Raw genomic sequence first — 26,846 nt, 5'->3', positions numbered from 1 at the left:
TTACTTGCGGCTCGAGGCGAGCCGTAGATGCGAGCGCTCGTGAAGGCGGCGCTCCCTGGGCAGATCCCGCGTCGGGGTCGCCTGGGGGGCGCCGCTTTCCTTTTTCCGCGGCGCTGCCAGTGCCGTCTCGGATTCGTCCAGGCGGAAAGCCGCGACGGTGCGCGACAGCGACAGCGCCTGCATCTGCAGCGTGCGGGCGGCGGCGGCGGCTTCTTCGACCAGCGCGCAGTTCTGCTTGGTCACTTCGTCCATCCGGACGATCGCCTGGTTGACCTGGGCCAGTCCGCTGGCCTGGCCTGCGCTGGTGCGCTTGATGCTGCCCACTAGATCCTCGACCTTGCGTACCGAGGTGGCGACGTCCAGCATGCTGCTGCCGGCGTCCAGCGCCCATTCGGTACAGCCCTCGATCTCGGCCACCGAACGCGCAGCCAGCTCGCGCACCTCGCGCGCGGCTCCGGCGGCGCGCTGCGCCAGGGCCCTCACCTCGCCCGCGGCATCGGCGAAGTCGCGCCCGCCCAGCCCGCCTCTAGCCGCTTCCAGCGCCGCGTTGAGCGCCAGCGTGCCCGCTTCGCTGGCAAAGGCGTCGATCACGCCGGCCACTTCCGCGGCGCGCAAGGCGCCCTCCTTCACCGTCGCCATCGTGGCCGCCATGCGCTCGACCGTCAGCCCACCCGCGCGGGCACTGTTTGACGCCGACTGCGCCAGCCGGTTGGCGGCCAGTGCGCCGTCAGCGGTGACCGACACCGTCTCGGCCAGCTCCTGCATCGAGGCCGCGGTATCTTCCAGCGAGCGGCTGCGGAACACTGCCCGGCTGTGCATGCTCAGGCTGCCCAGGCTGATGTCGCGCGAAGTATTGCCGATCGTGCGCGCCGACTCCAGCACCGTGCGCAGGGTGCCGTTGAGGTTGCGGATGCCGGCGTCCAGGGCGCGCGAGGTCTCGCCGATTTCGTCGTCGCCATAGTCGCGCTGCCCGATGGTCAGGTCGCCGCTGGCCAGCCCCAGCGCCGCGGCGCCGATGCCACGGATTTCAAGCAGGAGCACCCGGCGCACGGCCATCGTGATCGCCAGCGACACCCCGACCGCCAGCAGGATCACCACCGGCATCAAGCCGGCGGTGACGCGGAAGTCGGCTGCGGCACTGTTCGAGGCTTGCTCGGACAAATCGCGCTCGAGCCTGGCGAGCATGGTCATGCGCTGCGCCATGACGGCAAAGGCGGCTTCCGGCTTGATCATGGCGTTGGCGCCGATGGTCTGGTCGGCATGCGCCAGCTCGACAACTTCGCGCGCCGCCCGCACGTACACACGGTGGGCATGCCTGGCCTGCTCGACGTGGCGGCGCTCGGCGCTGCCGTCTGGCGTGATACGCGCCAGCTCGGCAAAGGAGCGCTCGATGGCCGCGTTCTGGCGGTGGATCTGGGTGATCAGGAGGTCGATGCGGGGACGCGAGAAGCTGCTGCTGATCCAGGTAAGCAGTTTGTAGCTATCGGCATGCACGCGCTGGGCCTGGGCCACCAGTTCGGTCGTGCTGCGCATCTGCACCGCGCGCGGACCGACGATGGCTTGCAGGGACTGGTGTTGGCGCACCATCGCATAGTAGGCGCCGCTGGACAGCATGACCAGCAGCAGCAGGACCACGCCAGGGGCCAGCAGCAGCTTGGGGCCAATCTTCAGTCGCGACAGCATGGGTCAGGCAGCCAGTGCTGCGGCGTGGTGGAACCTGCGGGCGGGGGAAGGATTTCGGTGGACCTGCATGATGCCTCCCTCGGGTTTAACAAGCTTAATTTCCTAAGCGCATTGAACGAATCTACGCGGCCTGTCGGACGTCCGGCTTGCGTTCGGTCAGTTCCGCTGACAGTCCTGAGGCGCCAACGCGACACTCGGAGGGCGGGCCGGGCTTAAGCAAGGTTTAATAGGCAGAACGCTACAATTGGCCGGATGACAAGCGAACCCGTGCGCCTTGATGGCGTGGCAGAGCGCTTTGGACCAAATAAAAAGGTGACGCATGAAAGCACTCTGTCTCGCAGGTGCCGTGGATGTGCCTGCCGGCGGCAGCGCCGCAGCGCAGACGATCGAGGAAGCAGCCCGGCTGCACGCGCAGCAGCCGGCACGCGCCGGCCCACTCGCGGCCGCACACGCCGTCGGCATTCGCGGGCGAGTCCGGCACCGGCGCCTATGGCGCGATCGGGGCGAAGTACCAGCTCGATAAACGGACCACGATCGGGGGCGAAGCGCGGCTGAACGGCAGCGCCGCCAAGTTCGGCAACGCGACCAACGCCAGCACGCTCAAGGGAAGCGTCGGAATCGGCTTCTGAAAGGACAGCGCCGGCACGAGCACCGGCGCTGCTGGATAGCGGAGCTTACGCGAGCTTGGCCGCGTGCTCGCGGGTCGCGTGGAAGGTCAGCTTCGGCCAGCGTTCCTGGGTCAGGCGCAGGTTGACACCCGAGGTAGCCAGGAAAGCCAGATTGCCGGCCGCATCGTAAGCGACCTGGTGGCCGAGCTGGTTCTCGAAGTCGCTGAGTGATTTCTTGTCCTCGCTCGAGACCCAGCGCGCGCTGCTGATGCTGCTGCTCTCGAACACGGCGTCCACGCCGTATTCATTGAGCAGGCGGCTGGCCACGACTTCGAACTGCAGCACGCCGACCGCGCCCAGGATCAGGTCCGAGCCCAGTACCGGTTTGAACACCTGCACCGCGCCCTCTTCGCCCAGCTGCTGCAGGCCCTTGTGGAGCTGCTTGACCTTCAGTGGATTGCGGATGCGCACCGTGCGGAACAGGTCCGGCGCAAAATACGGGATACCGGTGAAGGTCAGCATCTCGCCTTCCGAGAAGCTGTCGCCGATCTGCATGTTGCCGTGGTTCGGCAGGCCGATGATGTCGCCGGCATAGGCTTCCTCGACCTGCTCGCGGCTCGAAGCCATGAAGGTCACCACCGACGACAGCTTGACGTCGCGCCCCAGGCGCAGGTGCTTGACCTTCATGCCCTTTTCGAAGCGTCCCGAGCACACCCGCAGGAAAGCGATGCGGTCGCGGTGGGCCGGGTCCATGTTGGCCTGGATCTTGAAGACGAAGCCCGAGAACTTCGGCTCTTCCGGCTCCACGGCGCGCACAGTGGCGTCGCGTTCGCGCGGGGACGGGGCCCAGTCGACCAGCGCCGACAGGATCTCGCGCACGCCGAAGTTGTTGATGGCGGAGCCGAAGAACACCGGGGTCTGCACGCCCGACAGGAAGCGCTCCAGGTCGAACACGTGCGAGGCGCCGTGCACCAGCTCCACTTCCATTTTCAGCTGCTCGATCTCGAGCGGGAACATCTCGGCCAGCTTCGGGTTGTCGATGCCCTTGACGATCTCGAAGGCGCCGTCGGCTTTTTCTTCGCCCGCCTTGAACAGCATGATCTCGTCCTTGAGCAGGTGGTACACGCCGCGGAAATTCTTGCCCATGCCGATCGGCCAGGTCACCGGCGCGCATTCGATCTTCAGCACCGACTCGACTTCATCTAACAGCTCGAGCGGGTCGCGGGTCTCGCGGTCCATCTTGTTCATGAAGGTGACGATCGGGGTGTCGCGCATGCGGCACACGCCCAGCAGCTTGATGGTCTGCTCTTCCACGCCCTTGGCCGCATCGATCACCATCAGGGCCGAGTCGACCGCGGTCAGCACGCGGTAGGTGTCTTCCGAGAAGTCCTGGTGGCCGGGGGTGTCGAGCAGGTTCACCACGTGGTCGCGGAACTCGAACTGCATCACCGAGGATGCGACCGAAATGCCGCGCTGCTTCTCGATGTCCATCCAGTCCGAGGTCGCGTGGCGGCCGCTCTTGCGGCCCTTGACCGTGCCGGCAAGCTGGATCGCGCCCGAGAACAGCAGCAGTTTTTCGGTCAGCGTGGTTTTACCCGCATCCGGGTGGGAAATGATGCCGAAGGTGCGGCGGCGCGCGACTTCGCGCGCGATCACGGCGGCAGGTTTGGCTGCGGCGGCGCCGTCTTGGGACTCGGGGAGGGTTGCTGCGGTGTCGGATGCCATGGTCTCGGCCAAAATGGATTGATGCAAAACCGGCGATTTTACCGGGTATGGAGTCCCTTGTGTGGACGGCCCGCCTCATCTGGCCCCGCCAACCGCCCCACTGTCAGCATTTTGTCAGCCTCGGTTCAGCAATTTGACAGCTTGTGTGTTTATACTGGGCAACATTCATTGCTCTTCTAAGGCGATCCCATGCATTCCTTCCTCTCCCGGCGCCAGCGCGGCTTCACGCTGGTCGAGCTCATGGTAACGGTTGCCATCCTCGGCATCCTGCTGGCGATCGCCTACCCCGCCTACGGCCAGTACCTCGTGCGCAGCAACCGCAGCGCGGCCCAGAGCTACCTGATGGAGCTGGCCCAGGCGCAAGTGCAGTACATGGCCGATACCCGCAGCTATGCCGCCAGCGTGGACGACCTGGCACTGCCGGTGCCGGATGCCGTGTCGAGCAAGTACGACATCGAGATCGCGGTCGAGGACGGCCCGCCGCAATCTTTCATCATCACCGCCACCCCGGTCGACAACACCATCCAGGCCGAGGACGGCGAGCTGTCGGTCAACCAGGCCGGCACCCGCTTGCCGGGCGACAAATGGTGAGCTTCTCCCTGACGCGCGAGCGCGGTTTCACCCTGGTCGAGCTGATGATCGTGCTGGCCGTGCTGGCGATCGTGGCTGCGATGGCTGCGCCCGCCTACGGCAAGCTGACCGCCACCATGCGCGCGCGCAGCGTCAGCACCGACCTGTACAGCGCGCTGAACCGGGCGCGCAGCGAAGCAATCAAGCGCAATACCGCGGTCACCCTGGCCCCGGCCGCGGCAGGCGCCTGGCAGCAGGGCTGGCAGATCGCCGCCCCGGGCGACGCCGACCGGCTGCTCGACGACCACCCGGCCGTGCCCGGCACCGTGATCGAGGGCCCGGCCAACGTGGTCTACCTGCCTAACGGCCGCGTGCGCGGGGCCGACCTGCCTGCCTTCGACATCAGCATCGACAGCAGCGACGACTTGCGCTGCGTGTCGGTGGACCTGTCCGGACGCCCGGGCCAATCCAGTGCGGCGTGCTGACCCCATGACACCGCTCCCCGACTCCAGGCGCCAGCGCGGCGCCAGCATGCTGGAAGTGCTGATCGCGATGGTCGTGGTCGCGTTCGGCCTGCTGGGCCTCGCGGCCTTCCAGACCAAGGCCCATCTCGGGTCGATCGAGTCCTACCAGCGCGCCCAGGCCTCGGTGCTGTTGCAGGACATGCAGGCCAGGCTGAGCGGCAACAGCGCCGGCGCGGCCGGCTACATCACGGCCGCGCCGGTGGGCACGGACGACGACCTCGACGCCGACTGCAGCACCCTCGCCGGCAGCGCACGCGATTTGTGCGAATGGAGCGCCGCGCTCAAGGGCGCGGCGGAGCAGCGCGCCGATGGCGGCAATGCCGGGGCCATGGAAGGCGCGCGCGGCTGCGTGACGCAATTGCGCGCGAGGAACGAAGCGGCGGGCGTCTGCATCCCGGCCGTCTACCTCGTTACCGTCGCCTGGCAGGGCATGCACCCGACCCGCGCCCCGGCCCAGGAATGCGGCCGCGACCTGTACGGCGAGGACACCCACCGCCGCGCCGTTTCCGTGCGCGTGGCCGTCGGCCTGCCCGGCTGCACCTGAGGAATACCATGCGAGCATTCACCCCCTCCCAGCGCCATGCGCGCGGTTTTTCGCTGGCCGAGCTCATGATCGGCATGGCGATCGGCCTGGCCATCCTGGCCGGCCTGTCGCTGATGTTCGTCAAGAACACGCGCGCCCAGGCGGAAATCGACAAGGCCCACCGCCAGGTCGAAAACGGCCGCTTCGCGCTCGACGCGCTGGCGCTCGACCTGCGCAACGCCGGCTACTATGCCGAATTCGACCCCGGCGTGCTGCCGTCCCCGGCCGCGCTGCCGCCGGCCTGCGCCGCTACCCTGGACGATCTCAAGGCCGGCCTGGTACTGCCGGTGCAAGGCGTCGACAACGATGCCGAGGGGCTCGATTGCCTGGACGACGTGCGCGAAGGCACGGACGTGCTGGTGGTGCGCCGTACCGCCACCTGCATCGCCGGCATCGGCGACTGCCCCGCGGCCGCGGCCGGCGGGCCCTTGTTCCAGGCCTCGCTATGCAGTAATGCGACCGAACTCGATTCCCCCAATGTGGGCGATTTCTACGCGCTGAGCCTGTCGGACGTCAACCTGAACCGCCACGAGCGCAACTGCACGCAGGTGGCCGGCAGCGGCACCCTGGCCGCGAAGCGTCGCTACCGGACGCACATCTACTTCATCGCCAACAACAACCGCGACGGCGACGGCATCCCGACCCTCAAGCGCGCCGAGCTGGGCAGCAGCGCCACCACGCCCAGCTGGACCATCGTGCCGCTGGCCGAGGGCATCGAGCAGCTGCAGCTCGAGTACGGCCTCGACCTCGCCCAGGACGGCGTGCCTGATGCCACCTCGGCCGACCCGGCCGGCGCCAACGGCTGCGCCGCCGCCGCCTGCGCCGTGAGCAACTGGCGCAGCGTGGTGGCGGTGCGCCTGCACCTGCTGGCGCGCAATGCCCAGGCCACGGCCGGCCATGTCGACACCAAGACCTATGCGCTCGGCCTGAATGCCGACGGCAGCGACAACACCGTCGACGCCGCCGAGGACGCCCACAAACGCCATGTATTCCAGTCGCAGGTGGCGCTGCCCAACCCGGCCGGACGGAGATTGCCATGACGACCATGCGCCGCGAACGCGGTATTACCCTGGTCACCGCGCTGATCATGCTGGTCCTGCTGACCCTGGTCGCACTGACGACCTTCAACGTCAGCAAGTCCAACATGCAGATCGTCAGCAACATGCAGCAGCGCGACGAAGCCGCCGCCGCGGCGCGCGAGGTAATCGAGGAAGCCATCAGCACGACGCGTTTTTCGATGTCGCCCGACCAGGTGCTGACCAATCCCTGCGGCGACGCCAACCACCGCTGCGTGGACAGCAACGGCGACGCCGCCGACGACGTCAAGGTGCAGATCACGCCGCGCCCGAAATGCGTCAAGGCCCCGGTGATCAAGAACACCGCCCTCGACCTGGCCCGGACCGAAGACCGCGTGTGCAGCATGGGCAGCGCGCAAAGCTTCGGCGTCGCCGGCTCGGTCGACGGCAACTCGGCCTGTGCCGACAGCATCTGGGAAATCCATGCGGTCGCGACCGACATGGAAACCGAGGCCAGCGTCGAAGTCACCCAGGGCGTGGCCGTACGCGTCGCGCGCGACGACGTCTCCAACAACTGCCCCTCCACCTGACCCGAAGGACAACGCCATGTTTCGCACCACCACCTTGCGCGCCCTTGCCCTCACGCTGTCGGGGGCCTTGGGCACCCTGTCGCTGCCGGCCGGCGCCGACGACATCGACATCTTCCTCGGCACCTCGGCCGGCACCAACGGCAACCCGCGCATCCTGATCGTGCTCGACAATACCTCGAACTGGGCGCGCCAGAACCAGAAATGGCCGGGCGGCGCGAGCCAAGGCCAGTCCGAAGCGAACGCCATCAAGCGCGTGCTGACCGAACTGGACGGCAGCGTGAGCCTGGGCCTGATGGAATTCGTCACCGGCGGCAATGCCAACCAGGACGGCGGCTTCATCCGCTACGCGATCCGGCCGATGGACGCGACCAACAAGGCGGCCTTCAGCACCGAGCTGACGGAAATCTACGGCGGCATCAACAGCCCGGACGAAAAGCGCAACTCGAACACGCCCTACGGCAACCTGATGTACGACGTCTACAATTATTTTTCTGGAGGCAATTCGTACACGCCGGGCGCGGTCGTGGCAAGCAAGGCCGACAGCGGCGGCTATGCCACCAACTACACCCGCTTCAAGTCGCCGCTGACCCTGGACAATATCTGCGGCAAGACTTTCGTCATCTTCATCGGCAATCCGAATTCCAGCGGCCCATCATCGGACACGGCGGACAACACCAACCTGCTCAAGACCCTGACCAACCAGCGCAACGCCGCCGGCACGCTGCTGCCGGTCACCCAGCTCGGGCTGCCGAACTTCAGCAGCCAGAGCATCAGCACCCCGACCACGATCGGCAGCACGGCCGCCTGCTACGCCAGCGCCACCGCCGCCGCGGCTGCCCTGCCCTCGTTTTCCGCTACCTGCAACGGCTATACCGACGGCTGCAGGATCGGCAACGCACTGCCCAATACCACGGGCGTCTGCACCGGCACCAACCGCCAGTTCAGCGTCGTCGCCACCGATACCGTCGTCACCAACGTCGCCACCGGCACCACCAGCACCGATACCGGACCGCGCAATGCCGACGAATGGGCGCGCCTGATGCACGACCGCGGCATCCCGCTCGGCACCGGCCTGCAGACCAACGTCACCACCTACACCATCGACGTCCACAACGCCCAGCCCAATGCCGAGCACACCTCGCTGATGCTGAGCATGGCGCGCGCCGGCGGCGGCAAGTATTTCATGGCCAAGAACGAACAGGCCATCGTCGACGCCATCAAGAACATCCTGATCGAAATCCAGGCCGTCAACACTACCTTCGCCTCGACCAGCCTGCCGGTGAACGCCACCAACCGCTCGCAGAACGAGAACCAGGTCTTCATCGGCATGTTCCGTCCCGACAAGGACGCCAGGCCGCGCTGGTTCGGCAACCTGAAACGCTATCAGCTGGTCGACAAGGCCGGCAGCATCGAACTGGGCGACGTCGACGGCAAGCTGGCCGTCAACACCAATACCGGCTTCGTGACGCCCTGCGCCACCAGCTATTGGACCAGCCACAGCGGCGACTACTGGGAAGACGTGAGCCTCGACCCGGCCCCGCTCGGCACCTGCACGACCTCGCCGTATGCGGCCCACCCATACTCGGACGCGCCGGACGGTCCATTCGTGGAAAAAGGCGGCGCCGCCCAGATTCTGCGGCAGGGCAACGCCCCTGCGGGCGGCACGACCTCGTACGCCGTCAACCGCACCATCCTGACCCAGACCGCCGCCGGGCTGGTCCCGCTGACCGTCGCCAATAGCGGCATGGACAACAACCTGGTGCGCTTCCTGCGCGGCGAAGACGTGAACAACGAAAAAACCGCCGGCTCGAACCAGAACACCCGCCCCTCGATCCATGGCGACGTGATCCACTCGCGCCCGCTGCCGGTGAATTTCGGCGCTGACAAGGGCGGGGTTACCGTCTTCTACGGCGCCAACGACGGCACCCTGCGCGCGCTCAATGCCAGCACCGGGGTCGAACGCTGGGCCTTCATGGCGCCGGAATTCTTCGACCGCCTGTCCCGCCTGCAAAGCAATTCGCCGCTGGTCGCCTATCCGAACATGCGTCCCCAGGCCATCACCCCGACCAAGAAAGATTATTTCTTCGACGGCTCGACCGGCATCTACCAGAATGCCGACAGCTCGGCCGTCTGGATCTACCCGACCATGCGCCGCGGCGGACGCATGATCTACGCCCTGGACGTGAGCAACCCGCAGTCGCCGGTCTACAAGTGGAAAGCCGGCTGCCCTAATCTCACCAACGACACCGACTGCACGCCGGGCATGGCGGCCATCGGCCAGACCTGGTCGACCCCGAGCCTGGCCTTCATCAAGGGCTATTACGAGGGCGCGCGCCCGGTCGTGGTGGTCGGCGGCGGCTATGACAGCTGCGAGGATGCCGATACCCGCACGCCCGACTGCAGCGCCACCAAGGGCAATGCCATCTTCGTGCTCGATGCCGATACCGGCGCGGTGATCCGTTCCTTCCCGACCACGCGCGCCGTCGCGGCCGACATCGCGATGGTCGACATCGACAACGATGCCAAGCCCGATTACGCCTACGCGGCCGACACCGGCGGCAAGCTGTACCGCATCGACTTCGTCGACGGCAGCCGTGCCGCGCTGGCCAGCGATGCCTGGACCGCGCGCGCCGTGGCCAGCACCGCCGGCAGCGGGCGCAAGTTCCTGTTCGCTCCCGCCCTGCTGGCCACCACCGGCTATGTCTACGTGGCCATCGGCAGCGGCGACCGCGAGCATCCGCTGACCGCCCAGTACCCGTTCACCACGGTCACCAACCGCTTTTACGTGTACAAGGACGACCTGGCGGCAGCGGCGAGCACCGCCGCGGTGGACCTGGACGCGCTCGCGAACTACACGGCGAACAATTCCTGCGACACACCGCCGGTGCTGCCGAGCAGCAGCCTCAAGGGATGGTTCATGAACCTGACGGCCCATGGTGCGGGCGAACAGGTGGTGACCTCGGCGCTGATCGCCGGCGGCATGGTCACCTTCAGCACCAACCGCCCGATCGCGGCTGCCCTGGGCACCTGCTCGAACCTGCTGGGCGAAGCGCGCGGCTACTGGGTCAACCTGCTCAACGGTTCCGGGGCGATCGGCGTGGGCGGCACCTGCGGCGGCCAGCGCTCCTCGGCCTTCGTGGGCGGCGGCCTGCCTCCTTCGCCGGTGCTGGCAACCGGCGTGCCGATCCTCGACGCCAATGGCGTAGCCCGGGCCACCACCGTCGTGATCGGGGCGGTGCAGAAGGGCGAAGGGGCCAGCGTGCCGATCGCGCCGCAGCGCATCCGTCCCGCCATCAACTCGCGGCGCAAGCGCGCCTACAGCTACACCTCGGGCGCCGACTAGGCACTTGTAGCCGGCCGGGGGAAGCGCACCGTCACGCGCATGCCCTGGCCGCCCGGTCCGTCGGCCAGGGCGATCCTGGCCCCGTGCGCGAGCGCGATATCGCGCACGATCGCCAGGCCCAGGCCGCTGCCCTCGGTCTTGTCGTCCAGCCGCACGAAACGCTCGAATACCTGGACGCGCCGCTCAGGTGCAATACCCGGCCCGCTGTCTTCCACCGCGAACAGGGCCGCTTCCGCCTCCTCCCTCGTCGACACCGTCACGCGCCCGCCCGCGGGCGTATAGCGCAGCGCGTTGTCGACCAGGTTGTCCACCAGGTCGCGCAGCAGGTAGGGATCGCCATTGATCCGCGCCGCGCCCAGCTCGAAGCCGAGGTCGATCTGCTTGCGCGCCGCCTGCTCCACGAAGGGCTGCACCGCCCCGGCCACCAGCTGCGCCAGGTCGAGCGGCGCCAGCTGCGCCCGCCCGAACCGGTCAGGGCCGGCGCGCTCGAGCGAGAGCAGCTGGTTGGCCTGGCGAATCAGGCGCTCGTTGGCGGCCAGCAGCAGAGCCAGCGCCTGCCCGGTTTCGGGATCGCCCCGATGGCGCGCCGCCAGCCATTCGAGCTGCAGGCGCAGCCCGGCCAGCGGCGTACGCAACTGGTGGGCCACGTTGGCGCGGAAGGCATCCTGGGCCCGGGCGCCGGCGGCGATCCGCCCGAGCAACGCATTGAAGGCCCCGACCACCGGCGCGAGCTCGCGCGGCATGCCGGCGTCGTCGAGCGTGGCCAGGTCGGCGCTGCCGCGCGCGTCGAGCCGGGCGCGCAGCCGCGCCAGCGGCGCCAGGCCATTGCCGACGGAAAACCACACCAGCCCGACCAGCGCCATGCTAAACAGGACTTCGAGCAACACCAGCGCGCGCACAATGGCCGAGCGCACCTGCTGGCGCTGCAGCAGGGTCCGCGCAACACCGACCTCCACCGGCCCGCTTGGGGTCGCCACCAGCACGCTCGCGGCGCGCACCGGCTGGCCGTGCATGCGGGCATCGCGCACCATGGGGCCCTTGGTGCGCTGCGGGAAGGCGGGATCGCCCGCCAGCACCCGGCCGCCGCTGCTGCGCACCACGAACCAGCTGGCGTCGGGCGCGCCCGCCCCCAGCACGCGCGCGGCCGCTTCCGGCAGCTCGACATGCAGCGCGCCGCCCTCGGCGCGCACGCGCGTGGCCATGCCGGTAGCGGCGTCGAGCAAGCCCTGGTCGAAGGCCAGCTGGGCCGGCGTCCAGGCCAGCAGGTAGGTCAATGCGGCGGCGAGCAGGTTGAAGATGAGGATGGGCGCGACCAGCCACTTGAGCAGGCGCAGGCGGATGCTGGTCATGGACGGTCGCCGCGCGTGTTCAAGCCGCTTCGAGCAGGTAGCCGAAGCCCCGGATGGTGCGGATCGCCACCCCGGCGCCCTCGAGCTTCAGGCGCAGGCGCGAGATGTAGACTTCGACCGCGTTGAGGGTCAGGTCGTCGCCATAAGGCACGATGGTGTCGATGATCTGTTGCTTCGAAACTACCCGGCCAGCCTGCAGCAGCAGGTATTCGAGCACGGCCCATTCGCGCGCCGACAGCTCCAGGAGGCGTTCGCCTATGCGGGCGCGGCGGGAAGCACTGTCGAGTTTGAGCAGCCCCAGGCCGACCTGGGCGGGCGCCACGGCATGGCGCCGGGCGAGGGCGCGGATGCGCGCGACCAGTTCGGCGGTGGCGAAGGGCTTGACCAGGTAATCGTCGGCGCCCAGCTCCAGCCCGCGCACCCGGTCCTCGACCGCGTCGCGCGCGGTGAGCAGCAATACCGGGGTGGCGCTACCGCGCGCGCGCAGGCGCCGCACCACTTCGAAACCGTCGATGCCGGGCAGGCCGATGTCGAGCACCACCACTGCGGGCGGGTTGCCCTGCAGGCGGGCGTCGGCCGCCGGGCCGTCGCGCACCAGTTCTACCTGCATGTCCTGGGCGCCAAGCGCGCGCAACAGGCCGTCGGCGAGCACAGCATCGTCTTCAACCAACAACAAAGGCAGGGGCATCGTGGGATCGGGGCAAAAAAAGACAGGCCCATTATGCTGGATTTCGTTGCCGCGGCCAAAAAAACCGCCTAAAAACTGCATTTCGCCCAGTAGGACTGGGCTGACAAATGTTTATGCGCCAAGCCTACACAGGTGCGACTGCTAATCTTATGTTCGGCAACGGACTATAGCTTTAATGTTCACACATCGCGATGAGGCAACGAAAGAGTGCCTCACCAGTCGCCCCCGATGCACGTTAGAGATAAGAGGACAACAAATGAACAGCACTCAATTTGGCGGTATGCAAAAAGCCCAGAACAAGATTCCAGCCACGAGTGAAGCAATGAAATCAACGTCCCGCCCTGTTGTCAGCTATAGCGGCACCCAGCAGAACGAGCTGCTCGGCGCCCTGCCCCGTCCAGACCTGGAAAGCCTGTTTGAACAACTGGAACTCGTTCCACTGCCATTCGGCAAAGAGTTGTTTGAGTATGGCAGCAAACTCGAATACGTGTATTTCCCGACCACCGCAATCGTGTCGCTGCTGTATGTGATGGAAGACGGCGCCACCACCGAAATCGCCGTGGTCGGCCATGAAGGCGCGGTCGGCGTGTCGCTGTTCATGGGCGAGCGCGCTACCTGCAGCGCCGTGGTCCAGAGCGCTGGCTACGGCTACCGCCTCAAGACCCAGTTCCTGCGCGACGCCTTCAACCGCGGCGGCGCCCTGCCCCAGCTCCTGATGCGCTACACCAACGCCCTGTTTGCCCAGATGGCCCAGAACGCCGTCGGCGGCCGCCACAGCTCGATCGAGCAGAAGCTGTGCCGCTGGCTGCTCGACCGCCTGGACCGCTCGGCCAGCAACGAGCTGAAAGTGACCCAGGAACTCATCTCGATCATGCTGGGCGTGCGCCGCGAGAGCATCACCGCAGCCGCCGGCAAGCTGCAGGACGAAGGCCTGATCCAGTACCGCCGCGGCAATATCACCGTGCTCGATCGTGCAGGCCTGGAAGACTATGCCGGCGAATGCTACAAGGTCGCCAAGTCGGAATACGACCGCCTTCTGCTCGACGTAGCGCGCTAAGAACTGACCGGCGTCCCACTGGACGCTGTATCCGAAGGGGTCTCCGGCAATGCCGCAGGCCCCTTTTCATTTGCGGGGCCACCCAGGGCCGGCGCCGCGGCACTGAAACCCGTGCCCATGACGCTGGCCAGCGCCGCACCTGCCGCCGTGCCCTCGCCACCCGGGGCCGCAGCGGGCAGCCAGGCGCGCACGCAGGTTCCCACGCCGTTGACGCCGCGCTCGACCGACAGGCGCCCGCCCAGCAGCAGCGCGCGTTCGCGCATGCCCAGCAGGCCATGCGACTTCGACCTTGTCATGGCATCCGGGGGGATGCCGATGCCGTCATCGGTGATTTCCAGGTCCCAACCGTCCAGCTCCTGGCTCAGGTTGACGATCACCGTGCGCGCCTGTGCATACTTGGCGATATTGTTCAGGGCTTCCTGGGTGATGCGGAACAGCGCGATGGCCTGCATCGGGCCGGCCACATCCGCCTTCGGGTCGATCAGCGCGTCGCAGTCGAGCGCGGTCACGCGGGCATAATCGGCGCAATAACTCTGCAGGGCAGCCGACAGGCCCATGTTGTCGAGCAAGCTGGGGCGCAGGTTCTCGATGATGCGGCGCTTGAGCTGGACTGTGTCGACCAGGGTCTTGCGCGCGCGCCCGAGCTTGGACGCCAGTTCCGGGTGGGTGCTGCGCAATTGTTCGGCCACCGTGGTCAAGTCCATGCCGATCGCGGTGAGGTTGGCGCCCATCTCGTCGTGCAGCTCGCGCGCCAGTCGCGATTTTTCTTCCTCCTGCACCCGGATCAGGTGGCGCGACAGCACCGAGAGCTGCTCGGTGCGCTCGGCGACGATGTGCTCGAGCGTGTCGTTGGTCTGCTGCAGGGCGCGCTCGGCCGACAGGCGCAGCCCGAAACTGCGCTGCACCAGGTTATAAAACAGCAAGATCACCAGAATTGCCACCCCATTGATGCCGGCGCCCAACAGCACGGTCCAGCGCGACTGCTTGTAGAACGCGGCGGTGCGGGCGGCAAACAATTCGTTCTGCTCGCGCGTCATGATCACCACCTGCAACCGGATCTCGTCCATCTGGCCGCGCTCGTCGGCTGCCGCGGAAATGGCGACGATGTCGACCAGGCCGCCCTGGCGGTAGACTTCGAGCGACTGGTGCATCAGGGCGAGCTTGCGCAGTACGAGCGTGCGCAGCTGCGCCAGGTTCCTGGTTTGCGAGGGGTTATCGGCCAGCAGCACCCCAAGGGCGCGCAATTGGCTGTCGAGTTGCTGCGGCGCCGCATGCAAGGCGTTCAGGTTGACGTCGGCGCCCGACAGAAAATAGCCACGCAAGCCACTTTCGGCATCGGTGACCAGCAGGTTCAGGTATTGAAGTTCGTCGGATACGCGCGCAGTCTGGGCCTGCCAGGCATTCGCCGAGCGCAGGTCGTCGAGGTTGCGCACCAGAAAGACCGCATTGATGACCAGGATGACGACGCAGGCCGCGCACAGCAGGGTCTTGGAGAGCGGCAGCCCTTGGGGCGGCTTGCCGTCGTGGGCGGTAGAGAAATACATGAGCTTCCTTTCGCGCAACTGATTCCGTCCGGCACGATTATAGTCGTGTAGACGAATTGTTGCAGAGCAAAACGGCTGCGGTGCGAAGAAGCGTTGTGCAAGGAAGAATGATCCTTGCAGAAGTAAAAACGCGCCCTGTAGGGGCGCGGTGGCAACTCAATCGAGCAGGTTGTTCTTCATGGCGTAATAGGTCAGGTCACTATTGGACTGCAGCCCCATTTTCTCCATGATGCGGGTCCGGTAGGTGGACACGGTCTTGATCGACAGCGACAGCGCATTGCCGATATCCGATACCGTTGCGCCCTTGGCCAGGCGCAGGAATACCTGGAATTCGCGGTCCGACAGCTCGGTGTGCAGAGCCGTGTTCGGGTCGCGGTCGAAGCTTTGCGCGAGCAGTTCGCCCACGGTCGAGCTCACGTAACGGCGGCCCTGGTACACGGTGCGCACGGCCGTCTTGAGCTCGTCGGCCTCGCATTCCTTGTTCAGGTAGCCGTTGGCGCCCATCTTGAACAGGTTCAGCGCGTATTGCTGTGCCGGATAACCCGACAGGATCAGCACCGGCAAGTTAGGCTGGCCCTGGCGGATGGTGCGCAGAATATCGATGCCGCTCTGGTCGGGCATGGCGATGTCGAGCAAAAGCACGTCGCAAATCTCGCGGCGTGCGATATCGAGGGCTTCACGCCCGGTAGCGCCCTCGGCCACGACTTCGAAGTCGCCCGACGACGAGAAAATCTGTTTGAAACCTGCTCTAACTATTTGGTGATCGTCACAAATGGCAACGCGTATCATTGTCTTCCCTTAAATTTTCCCTGTTCAGGAAAGTGCCAGGTCCGTCTCCACGCCCCGGCTTGCATGCATTCAATTCGGCATGCCCGCAGGTGACATTCTAACACTCCGGCGCTGAGCATCAATACCGCACGCTTCTGCTGAGTTACGAAAAATGCACTGGCGGATGGCGTCTGCAAGACGGACGCTGCGGGACGCTGCCCGCGGCGTTCCAGAGAGCTTGTTAAAACAAGCTCACAAGGTGGCTAGGCGTGCCTGCTGCCGTGCTTGAGGACCGCAAGGATCTCCAGCAGCTCGGCGCGCACCCCGTCGATATCGATCGCCGGCACGCTTGGTACCGGTTCAGGCTCGACGGCCATCGCCAGGTTGTGGTGGCGGCCGTCGAGGCGGTTGCGGGCGCCGCTGATGGTAAAGCCCTGCTCGTACAGCAATTCGCGGATGCGCCGGATCAGCAGCACCTCGTGGTGCTGGTAGTAGCGGCGGTTACCCCGGCGTTTGACGGGCTTGAGCTGGGTGAATTCCTGCTCCCAGTAGCGCAGCACGTGGGGTTTGACCCCGCACAGGTCGCTGACTTCCCCGATCGTGAAATAACGCTTGGCCGGGATCGGCGGCAGCACGGCCAGTTCGGTTTTATTGGGGCGGTCGCTCATCTAGGACTCAGGCGGCGCGGGCCAGCGAACTGCTAGCGGGACTGGCCTCTTCGACCATTCCCTTGAGTTTCTGGCTGGCGTGGAAAGTCACGACGCGGCGCGCCGTGATGGGAATTTCTTCCCCTGTTTTTGGATTGCGGCCGGGCCGCTGCGGCTTGTCGCGCAACTGGAAGTTGCCGAAGCCGGACAGCTTGACTGCTTCGCCACGCTCGAGCGCATTGCGGATTTCGTCAAAGAAGGTTTCCACCATGTCCTTGGCTTCGCGCTTGTTCAGGCCAACCTGCTCGAAGAGCAGCTCGGCCAGCTCGGCCTTGGTCAGGGTCGGCAGGCCTTTCTCTGCTTCAGCCCGCACTCGCGCCACATGCATCGCGCGATGCAGATCAGCCGCCAGTGCTTCCTGGAACACGGTCGAGTCAACGTCGTTGTTGTTAATTTTGAAGCCCTACCTTCAGTAAAAGCTAAGTTTTGGGAGATTACGCACGCAGCCTGGCGCCGAGTTTTGTTTCGGCAGCCTGGGCGATTGCAGCCATGATGGCATCCACCGCCTCGTCTTGCAGCGTCGATTGAGTATCTTGCAAGCTAAAGCGGAAAGCAAGACTTTTTTCATCCATCTCCAAACCCTTGCCGCGGTATTCATCAAACAAAACAACGGCTTGCACGATCTTTCCAGAAGGATTCGAGGCGATTTCGGCCTGGAAGGTGTCCAGCACATCCTGGGCTGGAACGCCCTGCTTCACCACCAGCGCCAGGTCGCGCGTGGCGCCCGGGAACTTCGAAATCTCGGCATAGACCGGCACGCTGCGCCCGCGCAGCGCGTCGGCATCGACCTCGAACAGGACCGGCGCCTGCGGCAGGTCGTAGTTCTGCAGCCAGCGCGGATGCAGCTCGCCGATGAAGCCGATGGTCTTGCCCTCGAGCTCGACGATGGCGCTGCGGCCCGGATGCAGGGCCGGGTGCTCGCCCTTCACGAAGCGCAAGGTAGTTGGTGCAAACAGGGCCTCGAGGTCGGCCTTGACGTCGAAATAATCGACGGCGCGGCTCTTCTCGCTCCACTGCTCGTCCAGTGCCGGGCCGTAGGCGATGGCGGCGACGCGCTTGGGCTGCTCGAAACCGGCCACCGACAGCGGGCCGTCCTCGATTGCCGGGTTGCGCTTGAACACGCCGCCGACTTCGAACACGCGCACGCGGCCGGCCTTGCGGTTGATGTTGTAGCGCACGTTGGCGACCAGGCTGCCCACCAGGTTCGAGCGCATCACGCTCATCTGGCTGGCGATCGGGTTCTGCAGGCGGATCGGGTCGCTGTTGCCGGCGAAATCCTGTTCCCACTGCGTTTCCACGAAGCTCATGTTGACCACTTCCTGGTAGCCGAGGTCGGCCAACTGGTGGCGGATCGCGAACAGCGAGCGGGTATTCTCCGGTTCGACCAGCATGGCGGTCGGCGCCACCGGCGGACGGGTCGGGATGTTCTCGAAGCCGTAGACGCGCGCGACTTCCTCGATCAGGTCTTCCTCGATCTCGATGTCGAACCGGTAGGACGGCGACGTAACGTGGAACACACCATCAGCGAACGTGAACGGCAGCTGTAGACGGGTGAAGATGTCGGCCACCACCTCATCGGTGAGCGGCACGCCGATGACTTTCGCGGCGCGCGCGGTGCGCATCGCGACGGGTTGGCGCTGCGGCAGGTTGACCGACTGGTCATCGACCGGGCCGACCTTGGTATCGTCGGTGCCGCAGATCTCGACGATCAGGGCGGTAATGCGCTCGATGTGCTCGACCGTGGTCGCGTAATCGACGCCGCGCTCGAAGCGGTGGGCCGCATCGGTCGAGAAGTTGAACTTGCGGGCACGGCCCTGGATGGCGTTCGGCCACCAGAAGGCCGCTTCCAGGTAGATATCGGTGGTGTCCAGGGTGACGGCCGTGGAATCGCCGCCCATGATGCCGGCGAGCGATTCGATCTCTTTGTCATCCGCGATCACGCCGATCCATTCGTCGATCTCGACCGTGTTGCCGTTCAGGAGCTTGAGCGACTCGCCGTGGCGGCCCCAGCGCACGTCGAGGCCGCCGTGGATCTTGTTCATGTCGAAGACGTGCGACGGACGCCCCAACTCGAGCATGACATAGTTCGAGATGTCCACCAGTGCCGACACCGAGCGCTGGCCGCTGCGCTCGAGGCGCTGCTTCATCCAGTCCGGGGTGGCCGCGCGCGCGTCCAGGCCGCGGATGACGCGGCCCGAGAAGCGGCCGCACAGGTCGGGCGCCGAGATTGTTACCGGCAGGGTTTCATCCAGGGTTACCGAAACCTGCCGGGTGGTCGGCACGTGCAGCGGCGTGCCGGTCAGGGCGGCGACTTCGCGCGCCACGCCCAGCACCGACAGGCAGTCCGCCTTGTTCGGGGTCAGCTTGATGGTGAACTTCAGGTCGTCCAGGCCAAGGTAGTCGCGGATATTGGTGCCGACCGGTGCGTCAGCGGGCAGTTCCATCAGGCCATTGCTCTCTTCCGAGATCTTGAGCTCTTTCGCCGAGCACATCATGCCCTGCGACTCGACGCCGCGTAATTTTCCGGCCTTGATCTCGAAGGGCTTGCCGTCGCTGCCTGGCGGCAGCATGGCGCCGGACATGGCGCAGATCGCCTTCATGCCCGCGCGCACATTCGGTGCGCCGCAGACGATATTCAGCAGGGTGCCGGTGCCGACGTCCACCTGGCAGACGTTGAGGCGGTCGGCGTTCGGGTGCTTGGCCACTTCCTTGACCTCGGCCACGACCACGTTCGAGAACGGCGGCGCGACGGCTTCGACTTCCTCGACTTCCAGGCCGGACATCGTCAGCAGGTGGGACAGTTCATTCGAGCCCATTGCCGGGTTAACCATGGAACGGAGCCAGTTTTCGGAGAATTGCATAATTTTTGCCTTGTCCTGCGTATTTTTATGGAATCAGCACCACTCAAATGGGCTTCAGAAACCGTAGCGAGCGGCGGCAGTTTCGGTAGAGAAGCGCAGCTCTACTTTAGTACAGCCGGTCCGCCGGTGCGGAGCATCGCAGACCGAAGATGCAACGCGCAGCAGGTTTATGAGGTCCATTTTTAATTGAACTGCTTTAGGAACCGTAGATCGCCTTCATAGAAGAGGCGCAGGTCGTTGATCCCATAACGCAGCATGGCCAGGCGCTCCAGGCCGGAGCCGAACGCGAAACCGATGAACTTTTCCGGGTCCAGCCCGAAGTTGCGCACCACGGCCGGATGGACCTGGCCAGCGCCCGACACTTCCAGCCAGCGGCCCTTGAGCGGACCGGAACCGAAGGCGATGTCGATCTCGGCCGACGGTTCGGTGAAGGGGAAATAGGACGGGCGGAAACGCACCTCCAGGTCGTCGGTCTCGAAGAAGGCCTTGACGAAGTTCAGGTAGACGCCCTTGAGGTCGGCGAACGAGATGTCTTCGCCGATCCACAGGCCTTCGACCTGGTGGAACATCGGCGAGTGGGTCGCATCGCTGTCGACGCGATAGGTGCGACCCGGCGCGATCACCTTGATTGGCGGCGTGTGAGTGCGCGCATAACGCACCTGCATCGGGCTGGTATGGGTGCGCAGCAGCAAGGGCTTGCCCGTGCTGTCATTGCCTTCGATATAGAAGGTGTCCTGCATCGAACGGGCCGGGTGGTTTTCCGGGCTGTTCAGCGCGGTGAAATTGGTCCAGTCGTTTTCGATTTCCGGGCCGTCGGCCACGTCGAAACCGATCGAGCGGAAGATCTGCTCGACGCGCTCCCAGGTGCGCATCACCGGATGCAGGCCCCCTTTGCTGCGGCCGCGGCCCGGCAGGGTCACGTCGATCGACTCGGCATTCAGGCGTTCCTGCAGTTGGGCCATGGCCAGCGCTTCGCGGCGGCCGGTCAATGCGCTTTCGATTTTTTCTTTTGCGGCATTGATCAGGGCGCCCTGCGCCTTGCGCTGTTCAGGGTCGAGCTTGCCGAGGCCCTTCATCAGGTCCGTGACCCGGCCGGTCTTGCCGAGGTATCTGGCTTTTGCATTTTCGAGCGCGGCGGCGTCGGGGGCGGCGCTAAAGTCAGCCTGGGCCGAGACGACGAGTTCTTCGAGCGTGTGCATGCTTGTTGTTTTCCTGTCTGAGGTGGCAGGCGCCACAATCAAAAACGGGACACAGGTATTAGCTGTGCCCCGCTCTTTTAGCACCGCATTACTGCGGAGCTTGTCTTGCTAGCGAACTGCTATCAAGCAGCCAGCTTGGCCTGGACGGCGCTGACAATCGCGGCGAATGCCGGCTTGTCATGCACAGCCATGTCGGCCAGGACTTTACGGTCCAGTTCAATTCCGGACTTCTTCAGGCCGTTCATGAACACGCTGTAGGTCATACCGTGCGAACGCGACGCTGCGTTGATACGGGTGATCCACAGTGCGCGGAAGACGCGCTTCTTGTTGCGGCGATCGCGGTATGCATACTGACCAGCGCGCATGACTGCTTGCTTGGCAACGCGATAGACCTTGCTGCGGCGACCACGGTAACCTTTAGCAAGGGCAAGAACTTTCTTGTGACGGGCACGTGCAGTAACCCCACGTTTAACTCTAGGCATATTAGCTCCTTAGTATGTGAGATTAAGCAGACGGCATCATGCGGTAGACGCTAGTCACGTCCGACGCATTGATGTTGCGGGTGCCACGCAGCTGACGCTTGTTCTTGGTGGTCTTCTTGGTCAGGATGTGACGCTTGAACGCCATACCCGATTTGACGGTACCACCTGGACGCACGCGGAAACGCTTCTTCGCGCTGCTTTTGGTTTTCATTTTTGGCATAGTCATCTGTCCGGACTAGGGACAGCCTCATATGGGACAGGATTGCAGGTGGCAGCGATGCTGCTCTTGGATGCCTACTTTCGCTTGTCTTGCAGTCGGTGTGCAATGCATCGCGCGCCGGCTACAACCTGTTTCGAAAAACAGGAACCGCAGATGATAGCACAGGTCGTGGGGGAATTGTTGGGGCGGGGATGGGGTTTTGATGCGGGCTGTGCAGGTTGCCAACGCCTCCGTCAAACCCGTCACCGCTGATCCGTCGTCCCGGCGAAGGCCGGGACCCAGTTCCCGCGCGCGGCAAAAACCACTTGGGCTCCCGCCTTCGCGGGAACGACGTGCAAAAAAACCACCCACAAACGAACGCGGGCCGCGGCCGGATGCAGCTCACGCTGGCATCCGGGCCCGGCCCGGCAATCGATCCTTGAAGAATTACTTCTTCTTCTTCGGCGCAACGATCATGATCATCTGGCGACCCTCGAGCTTTGGGAACTGCTCGACCTGGCCGACTTCTTCGAGGTCGCCGCGCAGGCGCTCGAGCATGCGCATGCCGATGTCCTGGTGCGCCATTTCACGGCCGCGGAAACGCAGCGTGATCTTGGTCTTGTCGCCCTCTTCCAGGAACTTGATGAGGTTGCGCAGCTTGATGCTGTAGTCGCCTTCATCGGTACCCGGACGGAATTTGACTTCCTTGACCTGGATGATCTTCTGCTTCAGCTTCGCTTCGTGCGCCTTCTTCTGCTCGGAGTACTTGAACTTGCCGTAGTCCATCAGGCGGCAGACTGGCGGCACCGCGGTCGGCGCGATCTCCACCAGGTCGACGTTCAGCTCTTCGGCCATGCGGAACGCGTCCGCCAGGCTGACGATGCCCAATGGTTCGTTCTCTACACCGTTCAGGCGCATTTCGGGATGGGTGATTTCGCCGTTGATGCGATTCTGCTTGTCAGTAGCTATGTTGTTTCCTTTGAAAGTATTTGAGTCGACCGGCGCTTATTTTACTTCTTTCGTCTTGGCGGCAACTTCAGCCACCAGACGCTCCACGAGCTCGTCGACAGGCATGACGCCGAGGTCGACATTGCCGCGGGCACGCACGGCCACAGTGTTGGATTCCCGCTCCTTGTCGCCGATAACTAGAATATATGGCAACTTTTGCACGGAATGCTCCCGTATTTTATAAGTAATCTTCTCGTTCCGCAAATCAGCGTGAACGCGCAGGCCCGCTTTCTTCAGCTTTGCCGCTACTTCTTTCACATAATCTGCCTGTGCATCCGAGATGTTCAGTACCGCGACCTGCACTGGCGCCAGCCACATCGGCAGTGCGCCGGCGTAGTTTTCGATCAGGATGCCGATGAAACGTTCCATCGAACCGACGATCGCGCGGTGCAGCATCACCGGCACCTTGCGGGTGTTGTCTTCGGCGACATATTCCGCACCGAGGCGTCCCGGCATCGAGAAGTCGACCTGCATGGTGCCGACCTGCCATGGGCGACCCAGGCTGTCCTTGAGGTGGTATTCGATCTTCGGGCCATAGAAGGCGCCCTCGCCCGGCAGCTCGGTCCACTCCACGCCGCAGGCGCGCAGCGCCGAGCGCAGCGCTTCTTCGGCCTCGTCCCAGACTTCGTCGGTGCCGATGCGGCTTTCCGGACGCAGCGCCAGCTTGACGTCGATGTTGCTGAAGCCGAAGTCGTCATACACTTCCATCGCCTGGGCGTGGAAGGCGGTGACTTCCGCCTCGATCTGCTCTTCGGTGCAGAACACGTGGCCATCGTCCTGGGTGAAACCGCGCACGCGCATGATGCCGTGCAGCGCGCCGGACGATTCGTTGCGGTGGCACTGGCCGAATTCGCCGTAGCGCAGCGGCAGGTCGCGGTAGCTCTTCATGCCCGAGTTATAGATCTGCACGTGGCCCGGGCAGTTCATCGGCTTGAGCGCGTACGAGCGGTTCTCCGACTCGGTCGTGAACATGTTCTCGCGATAGTTGTCCCAGTGACCGGTCTTCTGCCACAGCGTGACGTCCAGGATCTGCGGGGCCTTGACTTCGTCGTAGCCGTTGACCTGGTATTTATGGCGCATGTACTGCTCGACCTGCTGCCAGACGGTCCAGCCCTTCGGGTGCCAGAAGATCAGGCCCGGGGCTTCTTCCTGGAAGTGGAACAGGTCCAGCGCCTTGCCGAGCTTGCGGTGGTCGCGCTTTTCCGCTTCTTCCAGCATGTGCAGGTACTGCTCCTGGTCTTCCTTCCTGGCCCAGGCGGTGCCGTAGACGCGCTGCAGCATCTCGTTCTTCGAGTCGCCGCGCCAGTAGGCGCCGGCCAGCTTCATCAGCTTGAACACCTTCAGCTTGCCCGAAGACGGCACGTGCGGGCCGCGGCACAGGTCGGTGAAGCTGCCTTCCGAATACAGCGAGACATCCTCGCCGGCAGGGATCGAGGAGATGATCTCGGCCTTGTACTCTTCGCCGATCGACTTGAAATAGGCAACCGCCTCGTCGCGCGGCAGCACCTTGCGGGTGACCGGCTCGTCCTTCTTGGCCAGTTCGACCATCTTCTTTTCGATCTTGGCCAGGTCGTCCGGGGTGAACGGGCGCTTGTACGAGAAGTCGTAATAGAAGCCGTTTTCGATGACCGGGCCGATGGTGACCTGGGCTTCCGGGAACAGTTCCTTCACCGCGTGCGCCAGCAGGTGGGCGGTCGAGTGGCGGATCACGTCCAGGCCTTCCGGATCGCGGTCGGTGACGATCGCCAGGTCGGCGTCATCCCCGATCAGGAACGAGGTGTCGACCACCTTGCCGTTGACCTTGCCAGCGAGCGCGGCCTTGCCGAGGCTGGTGGCGATGCTGGACGCCACCTGGGCCACCGTGACGGGACCGTCGAACTGACGGCTGGAGCCATCTGGAAGTCGAACGTTGAGCATGCTGTTCTCCAATTGGCGCGCCGCGCCGCTAAAAGTTAACGAGTTTGAAAGCTGAATCCGTTGGACGAAAAAAAACGCGCACCAGGCGCGTTTGTTTCAGTGTGTTGAGCAAAAGAACACCATACCGCGTCTAGCGATTCCCCCACAACCAGGTTGTAGTTCGCGGTGTCATAACCGTGGATGCCTTTCTCGCTCTTACTTGTGGGAGCCCGATTAATCGGGAAACCCTGTGTATTCTGGTGGGCGGTGCAGAATTCGAATCTGCGACCCCTTGGATGTCGACCAAGTATTCTAACCAGCTGAACTAACCGCCCAATCCCTGCATTATAAGGAGCGCACCCTCGTTCTGCAAGGCTTGTCACGGAAAAAGTTTCCTGGCGAGCCTGCCTGCCCTCGCGGCCAGCCTTTGCTTTACACTCTCGGGCATAACAAAACGCCATTCCCATGATGCCTGCCCAGCCCGCCGAACGCTCTTCCGCCCACCTGCACGCCCACCTCGACGGCGACGCGCGCCACACCCATACCATCGAGGGCCGCAGCCAGACGGCGCTCTCGGTCGCCCTCGGCATGACGCTGCTGTTCGCTGTCGTCGAGGTCGTGACGGGCTTCATATCGAATTCGCTGGCGCTGATCTCGGATGCCGGCCACATGGTCACCGATGCCGCCGCGCTCGGCCTGGCGCTGATGGCGCAGGCCATCGCCAGCCGCCCGCCCTCCAGCCGCCATTCCTTCGGCCTGGTGCGCGCCGAAGCGCTGGCGGCGTTCGTCAACAGCCTGGCGATGCTCGCCCTCGTGGCCTGGATCGCCTGGGAAGCGGCCCAGCGCCTCCTGCATCCCGAACCGGTGCAGGGCGGTGTAGTGCTGGTGGTGGCGGCGATCGGCGCCTGCATCAACCTGATCGTGGCCTGGGTGCTCTCGCGCGACAACCAGAGCATCAATACCCGCGCGGCGCTGGTCAACGTCATGGGCGACTTGCTCGGCTCGCTGGCGGCGATCGCTTCCGGCGCCATCATCTACTTTACGGGCTGGGTGCGGGTCGACCCGATCCTGTCGATCTTCGTGGCGCTGCTGATCCTGCGCTCGACCGGCGGCATCCTGCGCGAGTCCTATCACTTCCTGATGGAGGGCGTACCTAGCGGGATCGATTACCTGGAAGTGGGCGCCGACCTCAAGGAAGTTAGCGGCGTGCTGGACGTGCATGACCTTCACGTCTGGGACATGTCGCCCGGCCACCCTGCCCTCATCGGCCACCTGGAAATCGCCAGCCTCGACCAGTGGCCGGCCGTGCTCGACGCCGTGCGCGCGATGCTGCGCGCCAAGCACGGCATCGACCACGTGACCCTCCAGCCGGAGGCGGCGGGCGGCAAGTCCTTGTAAGCCCGCTCTTACTTCGTCCTGGCCCGCACGCCGATAGTCGCCTGACGGGCTGCTGCGGATAATCCAGGGATGGACTGCGATCGCACCGTTTTCGACACCCTCATCATTGGCGGCGGCCCAGCCGGACTGACGGCCGCCGTTTACCTGCGTCGCTTCACGCGGCATGTCGCGCTGGTCGACAAGGGCAACAGCCGGCTTTCCTGGATTCCCGTCTCGCACAATTACCCGGGCTTCCCTGAAGGTATCAACGGCAAGCTCCTGCTGGAAAACCTGCGCAAGCAGCTGGCCAACTATGGCGGCAGCGCCATGCCCGGCGAGATCCAGAGCCTGCGCATCGAGGACGGACATTTCGTCGGCGTGTACGCTCCCGCCGATGGCAGCGGCACTTGCGAACTGCGCGCGCTGACGGTGCTGCTGGCCACCGGCGTGGCCGACGTCGGCATGCCGGTCGAGCGCTGGGACGAGGCCGTGCTCTCCGGCGCGGTGCGCCTGTGCCCCGTGTGCGACGGCTGGGACGTGATCGACAAGCGCATCGGCGTGGTCACCTCCGAGATCAACCCGGTCGGCCACGCTCTCTTCATGCGCACCTTCAGCGCCGACGTACTGCTGTTCGAACGCACCGCCGAATCGGCCCTGAACGACGAGGAAAAGCAGCAACTGGCCGCGGCCCGGGTTCGCCACATCACCTCGCCGCTGGCCGGCGTCTCGATGAGCAAGGACATGAAGCCCGTCCTGCATACGAAAGACGGCGAAGACTATCCCTGCGACGTGTTCTACCCGATGCTGGGCGAGAACGCGCGCTCGGACCTGGCCAGCCAACTGGGCGCAGAGACGGTGGAATGTGGCAAGCTGCTGGTGGACGATCATTGCCGCACGGCGGTGCCGGGGCTGTTTGCCATCGGCGACGTCACGCGCGGGCTGAACCAGATCGCGGTGGCGACCGGGCAGGCGGCGCTGGCGGCAACGACGATTCACAATACGCTGCCGTGGGCGCTGCGCCAGCCGGTGGTATAACCGATTGCATCCGCGGCCTGGCCCGGAGTGCATA

General features: G+C 64.9%; 24 protein-coding genes and 1 tRNA gene. 10 read left to right on the top strand and 15 right to left on the bottom strand.

All coding sequences use genetic code 11. The features are described 5' to 3' along the window. The gene (locus AC56K1_RS02970) at positions 1–1,683 is read right to left on the bottom strand and encodes a methyl-accepting chemotaxis protein (protein ID WP_497156338.1); all 1,683 of its coding nucleotides are present in this window, start codon (positions 1,681–1,683) and stop codon (positions 1–3) included. A gap of 341 nt (positions 1,684–2,024) precedes the next feature. Between AC56K1_RS02970 and AC56K1_RS02965 the strand changes: the two genes are divergently transcribed. Further along, positions 2,025–2,312 carry a hypothetical protein gene (locus AC56K1_RS02965; protein ID WP_497156337.1) on the top strand — a complete coding sequence of 96 codons (288 nt, stop codon included), beginning with the start codon at positions 2,025–2,027 and terminating at the stop codon, positions 2,310–2,312. Between the two features lie 45 nt (positions 2,313–2,357). Here AC56K1_RS02965 and AC56K1_RS02960 read toward each other — a convergent pair whose 3' ends face one another. Continuing rightward, positions 2,358–4,016 (bottom strand): peptide chain release factor 3, encoded by a 1,659-nt coding sequence (locus tag AC56K1_RS02960; protein ID WP_497156336.1) that lies wholly within the window; start codon positions 4,014–4,016, stop codon positions 2,358–2,360. 189 nt (positions 4,017–4,205) lie between these two features. Between AC56K1_RS02960 and AC56K1_RS02955 the strand changes: the two genes are divergently transcribed. The 6 genes from AC56K1_RS02955 to AC56K1_RS02930 are packed head-to-tail and all read left to right on the top strand — an operon-like array spanning position 4,206 to position 10,642. Next, complete coding sequence (locus tag AC56K1_RS02955) at positions 4,206–4,607, top strand: type IV pilin protein (protein WP_497156335.1); 402 nt, start codon at positions 4,206–4,208, stop codon at positions 4,605–4,607. Beyond that, on the top strand, positions 4,601–5,071 hold the full coding sequence (locus tag AC56K1_RS02950) for a GspH/FimT family pseudopilin (RefSeq protein ID WP_497156334.1): 471 nt from the start codon (positions 4,601–4,603) through the stop codon (positions 5,069–5,071). Before AC56K1_RS02955 ends, AC56K1_RS02950 begins: the two co-directional genes overlap by 7 nt. A gap of 4 nt (positions 5,072–5,075) precedes the next feature. Then, positions 5,076–5,654 (top strand): type IV pilus modification PilV family protein, encoded by a 579-nt coding sequence (locus AC56K1_RS02945; protein WP_497156333.1) that lies wholly within the window; start codon positions 5,076–5,078, stop codon positions 5,652–5,654. 8 nt (positions 5,655–5,662) lie between these two features. Beyond that, entirely contained in the window at positions 5,663–6,733 is a 1,071-nt protein-coding gene (locus tag AC56K1_RS02940) for a PilW family protein (RefSeq protein ID WP_497156332.1), read from the top strand. Then, complete coding sequence (locus tag AC56K1_RS02935) at positions 6,730–7,299, top strand: PilX N-terminal domain-containing pilus assembly protein (protein ID WP_497156331.1); 570 nt, start codon at positions 6,730–6,732, stop codon at positions 7,297–7,299. Before AC56K1_RS02940 ends, AC56K1_RS02935 begins: the two co-directional genes overlap by 4 nt. 16 nt (positions 7,300–7,315) lie before the next feature. Further along, a complete protein-coding gene (locus AC56K1_RS02930) occupies positions 7,316–10,642 on the top strand; it encodes a pilus assembly protein (RefSeq protein WP_497156330.1) in 3,327 nt (1,108 codons plus the stop codon). Here AC56K1_RS02930 and AC56K1_RS02925 read toward each other — a convergent pair. Next, the gene (locus AC56K1_RS02925) at positions 10,639–11,991 is read right to left on the bottom strand and encodes a sensor histidine kinase (protein ID WP_497156329.1); all 1,353 of its coding nucleotides are present in this window, start codon (positions 11,989–11,991) and stop codon (positions 10,639–10,641) included. The two genes, AC56K1_RS02930 and AC56K1_RS02925, sit on opposite strands and share 4 nt — an antisense overlap. Positions 11,992–12,010: 19 nt before the next feature. Next, complete coding sequence (locus AC56K1_RS02920) at positions 12,011–12,679, bottom strand: response regulator transcription factor (RefSeq protein WP_497156328.1); 669 nt, start codon at positions 12,677–12,679, stop codon at positions 12,011–12,013. 322 nt (positions 12,680–13,001) lie between these two features. Here AC56K1_RS02920 and AC56K1_RS02915 point away from each other — a divergent pair, with 322 nt between their 5' ends. Further along, positions 13,002–13,736 carry a Crp/Fnr family transcriptional regulator gene (locus tag AC56K1_RS02915; RefSeq protein WP_497156327.1) on the top strand — a complete coding sequence of 245 codons (735 nt, stop codon included), beginning with the start codon at positions 13,002–13,004 and terminating at the stop codon, positions 13,734–13,736. Here AC56K1_RS02915 and AC56K1_RS02910 read toward each other — a convergent pair. The 11 genes from AC56K1_RS02910 to AC56K1_RS02860 form a co-directional block, all read right to left on the bottom strand. Further along, a complete protein-coding gene (locus AC56K1_RS02910) occupies positions 13,733–15,280 on the bottom strand; it encodes a CHASE3 domain-containing protein (protein WP_497156326.1) in 1,548 nt (515 codons plus the stop codon). The genes AC56K1_RS02915 and AC56K1_RS02910 overlap by 4 nt on opposite strands. A 156-nt stretch (positions 15,281–15,436) precedes the next feature. After that, complete coding sequence (locus tag AC56K1_RS02905; protein ID WP_005667428.1) at positions 15,437–16,069, bottom strand: response regulator; 633 nt, start codon at positions 16,067–16,069, stop codon at positions 15,437–15,439. A gap of 242 nt (positions 16,070–16,311) precedes the next feature. Continuing rightward, positions 16,312–16,716 carry a MerR family transcriptional regulator gene (locus AC56K1_RS02900; protein WP_497156325.1) on the bottom strand — a complete coding sequence of 135 codons (405 nt, stop codon included), beginning with the start codon at positions 16,714–16,716 and terminating at the stop codon, positions 16,312–16,314. Positions 16,717–16,723: 7 nt separating this feature from the next. Continuing rightward, positions 16,724–17,083: an integration host factor subunit alpha gene (locus tag AC56K1_RS02895; protein ID WP_497156633.1), complete on the bottom strand. Its 360-nt coding sequence runs from the start codon at positions 17,081–17,083 to the stop codon at positions 16,724–16,726. A 106-nt stretch (positions 17,084–17,189) separates the two neighbouring features. Further along, complete coding sequence (gene pheT / locus AC56K1_RS02890) at positions 17,190–19,616, bottom strand: phenylalanine--tRNA ligase subunit beta (RefSeq protein WP_497156324.1); 2,427 nt, start codon at positions 19,614–19,616, stop codon at positions 17,190–17,192. 182 nt (positions 19,617–19,798) lie between these two features. Beyond that, positions 19,799–20,815, bottom strand: coding sequence for a phenylalanine--tRNA ligase subunit alpha (pheS, locus tag AC56K1_RS02885; protein WP_497156323.1), 1,017 nt, complete (start codon positions 20,813–20,815; stop codon positions 19,799–19,801). A gap of 122 nt (positions 20,816–20,937) precedes the next feature. Beyond that, positions 20,938–21,297 (bottom strand): 50S ribosomal protein L20, encoded by a 360-nt coding sequence (gene rplT / locus AC56K1_RS02880; protein WP_497131880.1) that lies wholly within the window; start codon positions 21,295–21,297, stop codon positions 20,938–20,940. Positions 21,298–21,319: 22 nt separating this feature from the next. After that, positions 21,320–21,517, bottom strand: a complete 198-nt coding sequence (gene rpmI, locus AC56K1_RS02875; protein ID WP_026354218.1) for a 50S ribosomal protein L35 — start codon at positions 21,515–21,517, stop codon at positions 21,320–21,322. Positions 21,518–21,943: 426 nt separating this feature from the next. Beyond that, complete coding sequence (gene infC / locus AC56K1_RS02870; protein WP_171081895.1) at positions 21,944–22,465, bottom strand: translation initiation factor IF-3; 522 nt, start codon at positions 22,463–22,465, stop codon at positions 21,944–21,946. A 36-nt stretch (positions 22,466–22,501) separates the two neighbouring features. Further along, entirely contained in the window at positions 22,502–24,421 is a 1,920-nt protein-coding gene (gene thrS, locus AC56K1_RS02865; protein WP_497156322.1) for a threonine--tRNA ligase, read from the bottom strand. Between the two features lie 237 nt (positions 24,422–24,658). Next, a tRNA-Val gene (locus AC56K1_RS02860) sits at positions 24,659–24,735 on the bottom strand. 130 nt (positions 24,736–24,865) lie between these two features. Here AC56K1_RS02860 and AC56K1_RS02855 point away from each other — a divergent pair. Together AC56K1_RS02855 and AC56K1_RS02850 are read left to right on the top strand one after the other, a co-directional pair. Further along, the gene (locus AC56K1_RS02855) at positions 24,866–25,798 is read left to right on the top strand and encodes a cation diffusion facilitator family transporter (protein WP_497156321.1); all 933 of its coding nucleotides are present in this window, start codon (positions 24,866–24,868) and stop codon (positions 25,796–25,798) included. 69 nt (positions 25,799–25,867) lie between these two features. Then, positions 25,868–26,812 carry an NAD(P)/FAD-dependent oxidoreductase gene (locus AC56K1_RS02850; RefSeq protein WP_497156320.1) on the top strand — a complete coding sequence of 315 codons (945 nt, stop codon included), beginning with the start codon at positions 25,868–25,870 and terminating at the stop codon, positions 26,810–26,812. Positions 26,813–26,846 lie beyond the last annotated feature (34 nt).

Source organism: Telluria sp. ZB4P37 (assembly GCF_059685855.1).
The sequence above is the reverse complement of the archived record's forward strand: the minus strand, read 5'-3'. Positions and strand labels throughout refer to the sequence as shown.

Coding starts and splice junctions, on each gene's coding strand:
- AC56K1_RS02970 (WP_497156338.1), bottom strand. CDS start 1,683: ATGCTGTCGCGACTGAAGATTGGCCCCAAGCTGCTGCTGGCCCCTGGC.
- AC56K1_RS02960 (WP_497156336.1), bottom strand. CDS start 4,016: ATGGCATCCGACACCGCAGCAACCCTCCCCGAGTCCCAAGACGGCGCC.
- AC56K1_RS02955 (WP_497156335.1), top strand. CDS start 4,206: ATGCATTCCTTCCTCTCCCGGCGCCAGCGCGGCTTCACGCTGGTCGAG.
- AC56K1_RS02950 (WP_497156334.1), top strand. CDS start 4,601: ATGGTGAGCTTCTCCCTGACGCGCGAGCGCGGTTTCACCCTGGTCGAG.
- AC56K1_RS02945 (WP_497156333.1), top strand. CDS start 5,076: ATGACACCGCTCCCCGACTCCAGGCGCCAGCGCGGCGCCAGCATGCTG.
- AC56K1_RS02940 (WP_497156332.1), top strand. CDS start 5,663: ATGCGAGCATTCACCCCCTCCCAGCGCCATGCGCGCGGTTTTTCGCTG.
- AC56K1_RS02935 (WP_497156331.1), top strand. CDS start 6,730: ATGACGACCATGCGCCGCGAACGCGGTATTACCCTGGTCACCGCGCTG.
- AC56K1_RS02930 (WP_497156330.1), top strand. CDS start 7,316: ATGTTTCGCACCACCACCTTGCGCGCCCTTGCCCTCACGCTGTCGGGG.
- AC56K1_RS02925 (WP_497156329.1), bottom strand. CDS start 11,991: ATGACCAGCATCCGCCTGCGCCTGCTCAAGTGGCTGGTCGCGCCCATC.
- AC56K1_RS02920 (WP_497156328.1), bottom strand. CDS start 12,679: ATGCCCCTGCCTTTGTTGTTGGTTGAAGACGATGCTGTGCTCGCCGAC.
- AC56K1_RS02915 (WP_497156327.1), top strand. CDS start 13,002: ATGAAATCAACGTCCCGCCCTGTTGTCAGCTATAGCGGCACCCAGCAG.
- AC56K1_RS02910 (WP_497156326.1), bottom strand. CDS start 15,280: ATGTATTTCTCTACCGCCCACGACGGCAAGCCGCCCCAAGGGCTGCCG.
- AC56K1_RS02905 (WP_005667428.1), bottom strand. CDS start 16,069: ATGATACGCGTTGCCATTTGTGACGATCACCAAATAGTTAGAGCAGGT.
- AC56K1_RS02900 (WP_497156325.1), bottom strand. CDS start 16,716: ATGAGCGACCGCCCCAATAAAACCGAACTGGCCGTGCTGCCGCCGATC.
- AC56K1_RS02895 (WP_497156633.1), bottom strand. CDS start 17,083: ATGCATGTGGCGCGAGTGCGGGCTGAAGCAGAGAAAGGCCTGCCGACC.
- pheT (WP_497156324.1), bottom strand. CDS start 19,616: ATGCAATTCTCCGAAAACTGGCTCCGTTCCATGGTTAACCCGGCAATG.
- pheS (WP_497156323.1), bottom strand. CDS start 20,815: ATGCACACGCTCGAAGAACTCGTCGTCTCGGCCCAGGCTGACTTTAGC.
- rplT (WP_497131880.1), bottom strand. CDS start 21,297: ATGCCTAGAGTTAAACGTGGGGTTACTGCACGTGCCCGTCACAAGAAA.
- rpmI (WP_026354218.1), bottom strand. CDS start 21,517: ATGCCAAAAATGAAAACCAAAAGCAGCGCGAAGAAGCGTTTCCGCGTG.
- thrS (WP_497156322.1), bottom strand. CDS start 24,421: ATGCTCAACGTTCGACTTCCAGATGGCTCCAGCCGTCAGTTCGACGGT.
- AC56K1_RS02855 (WP_497156321.1), top strand. CDS start 24,866: ATGATGCCTGCCCAGCCCGCCGAACGCTCTTCCGCCCACCTGCACGCC.
- AC56K1_RS02850 (WP_497156320.1), top strand. CDS start 25,868: ATGGACTGCGATCGCACCGTTTTCGACACCCTCATCATTGGCGGCGGC.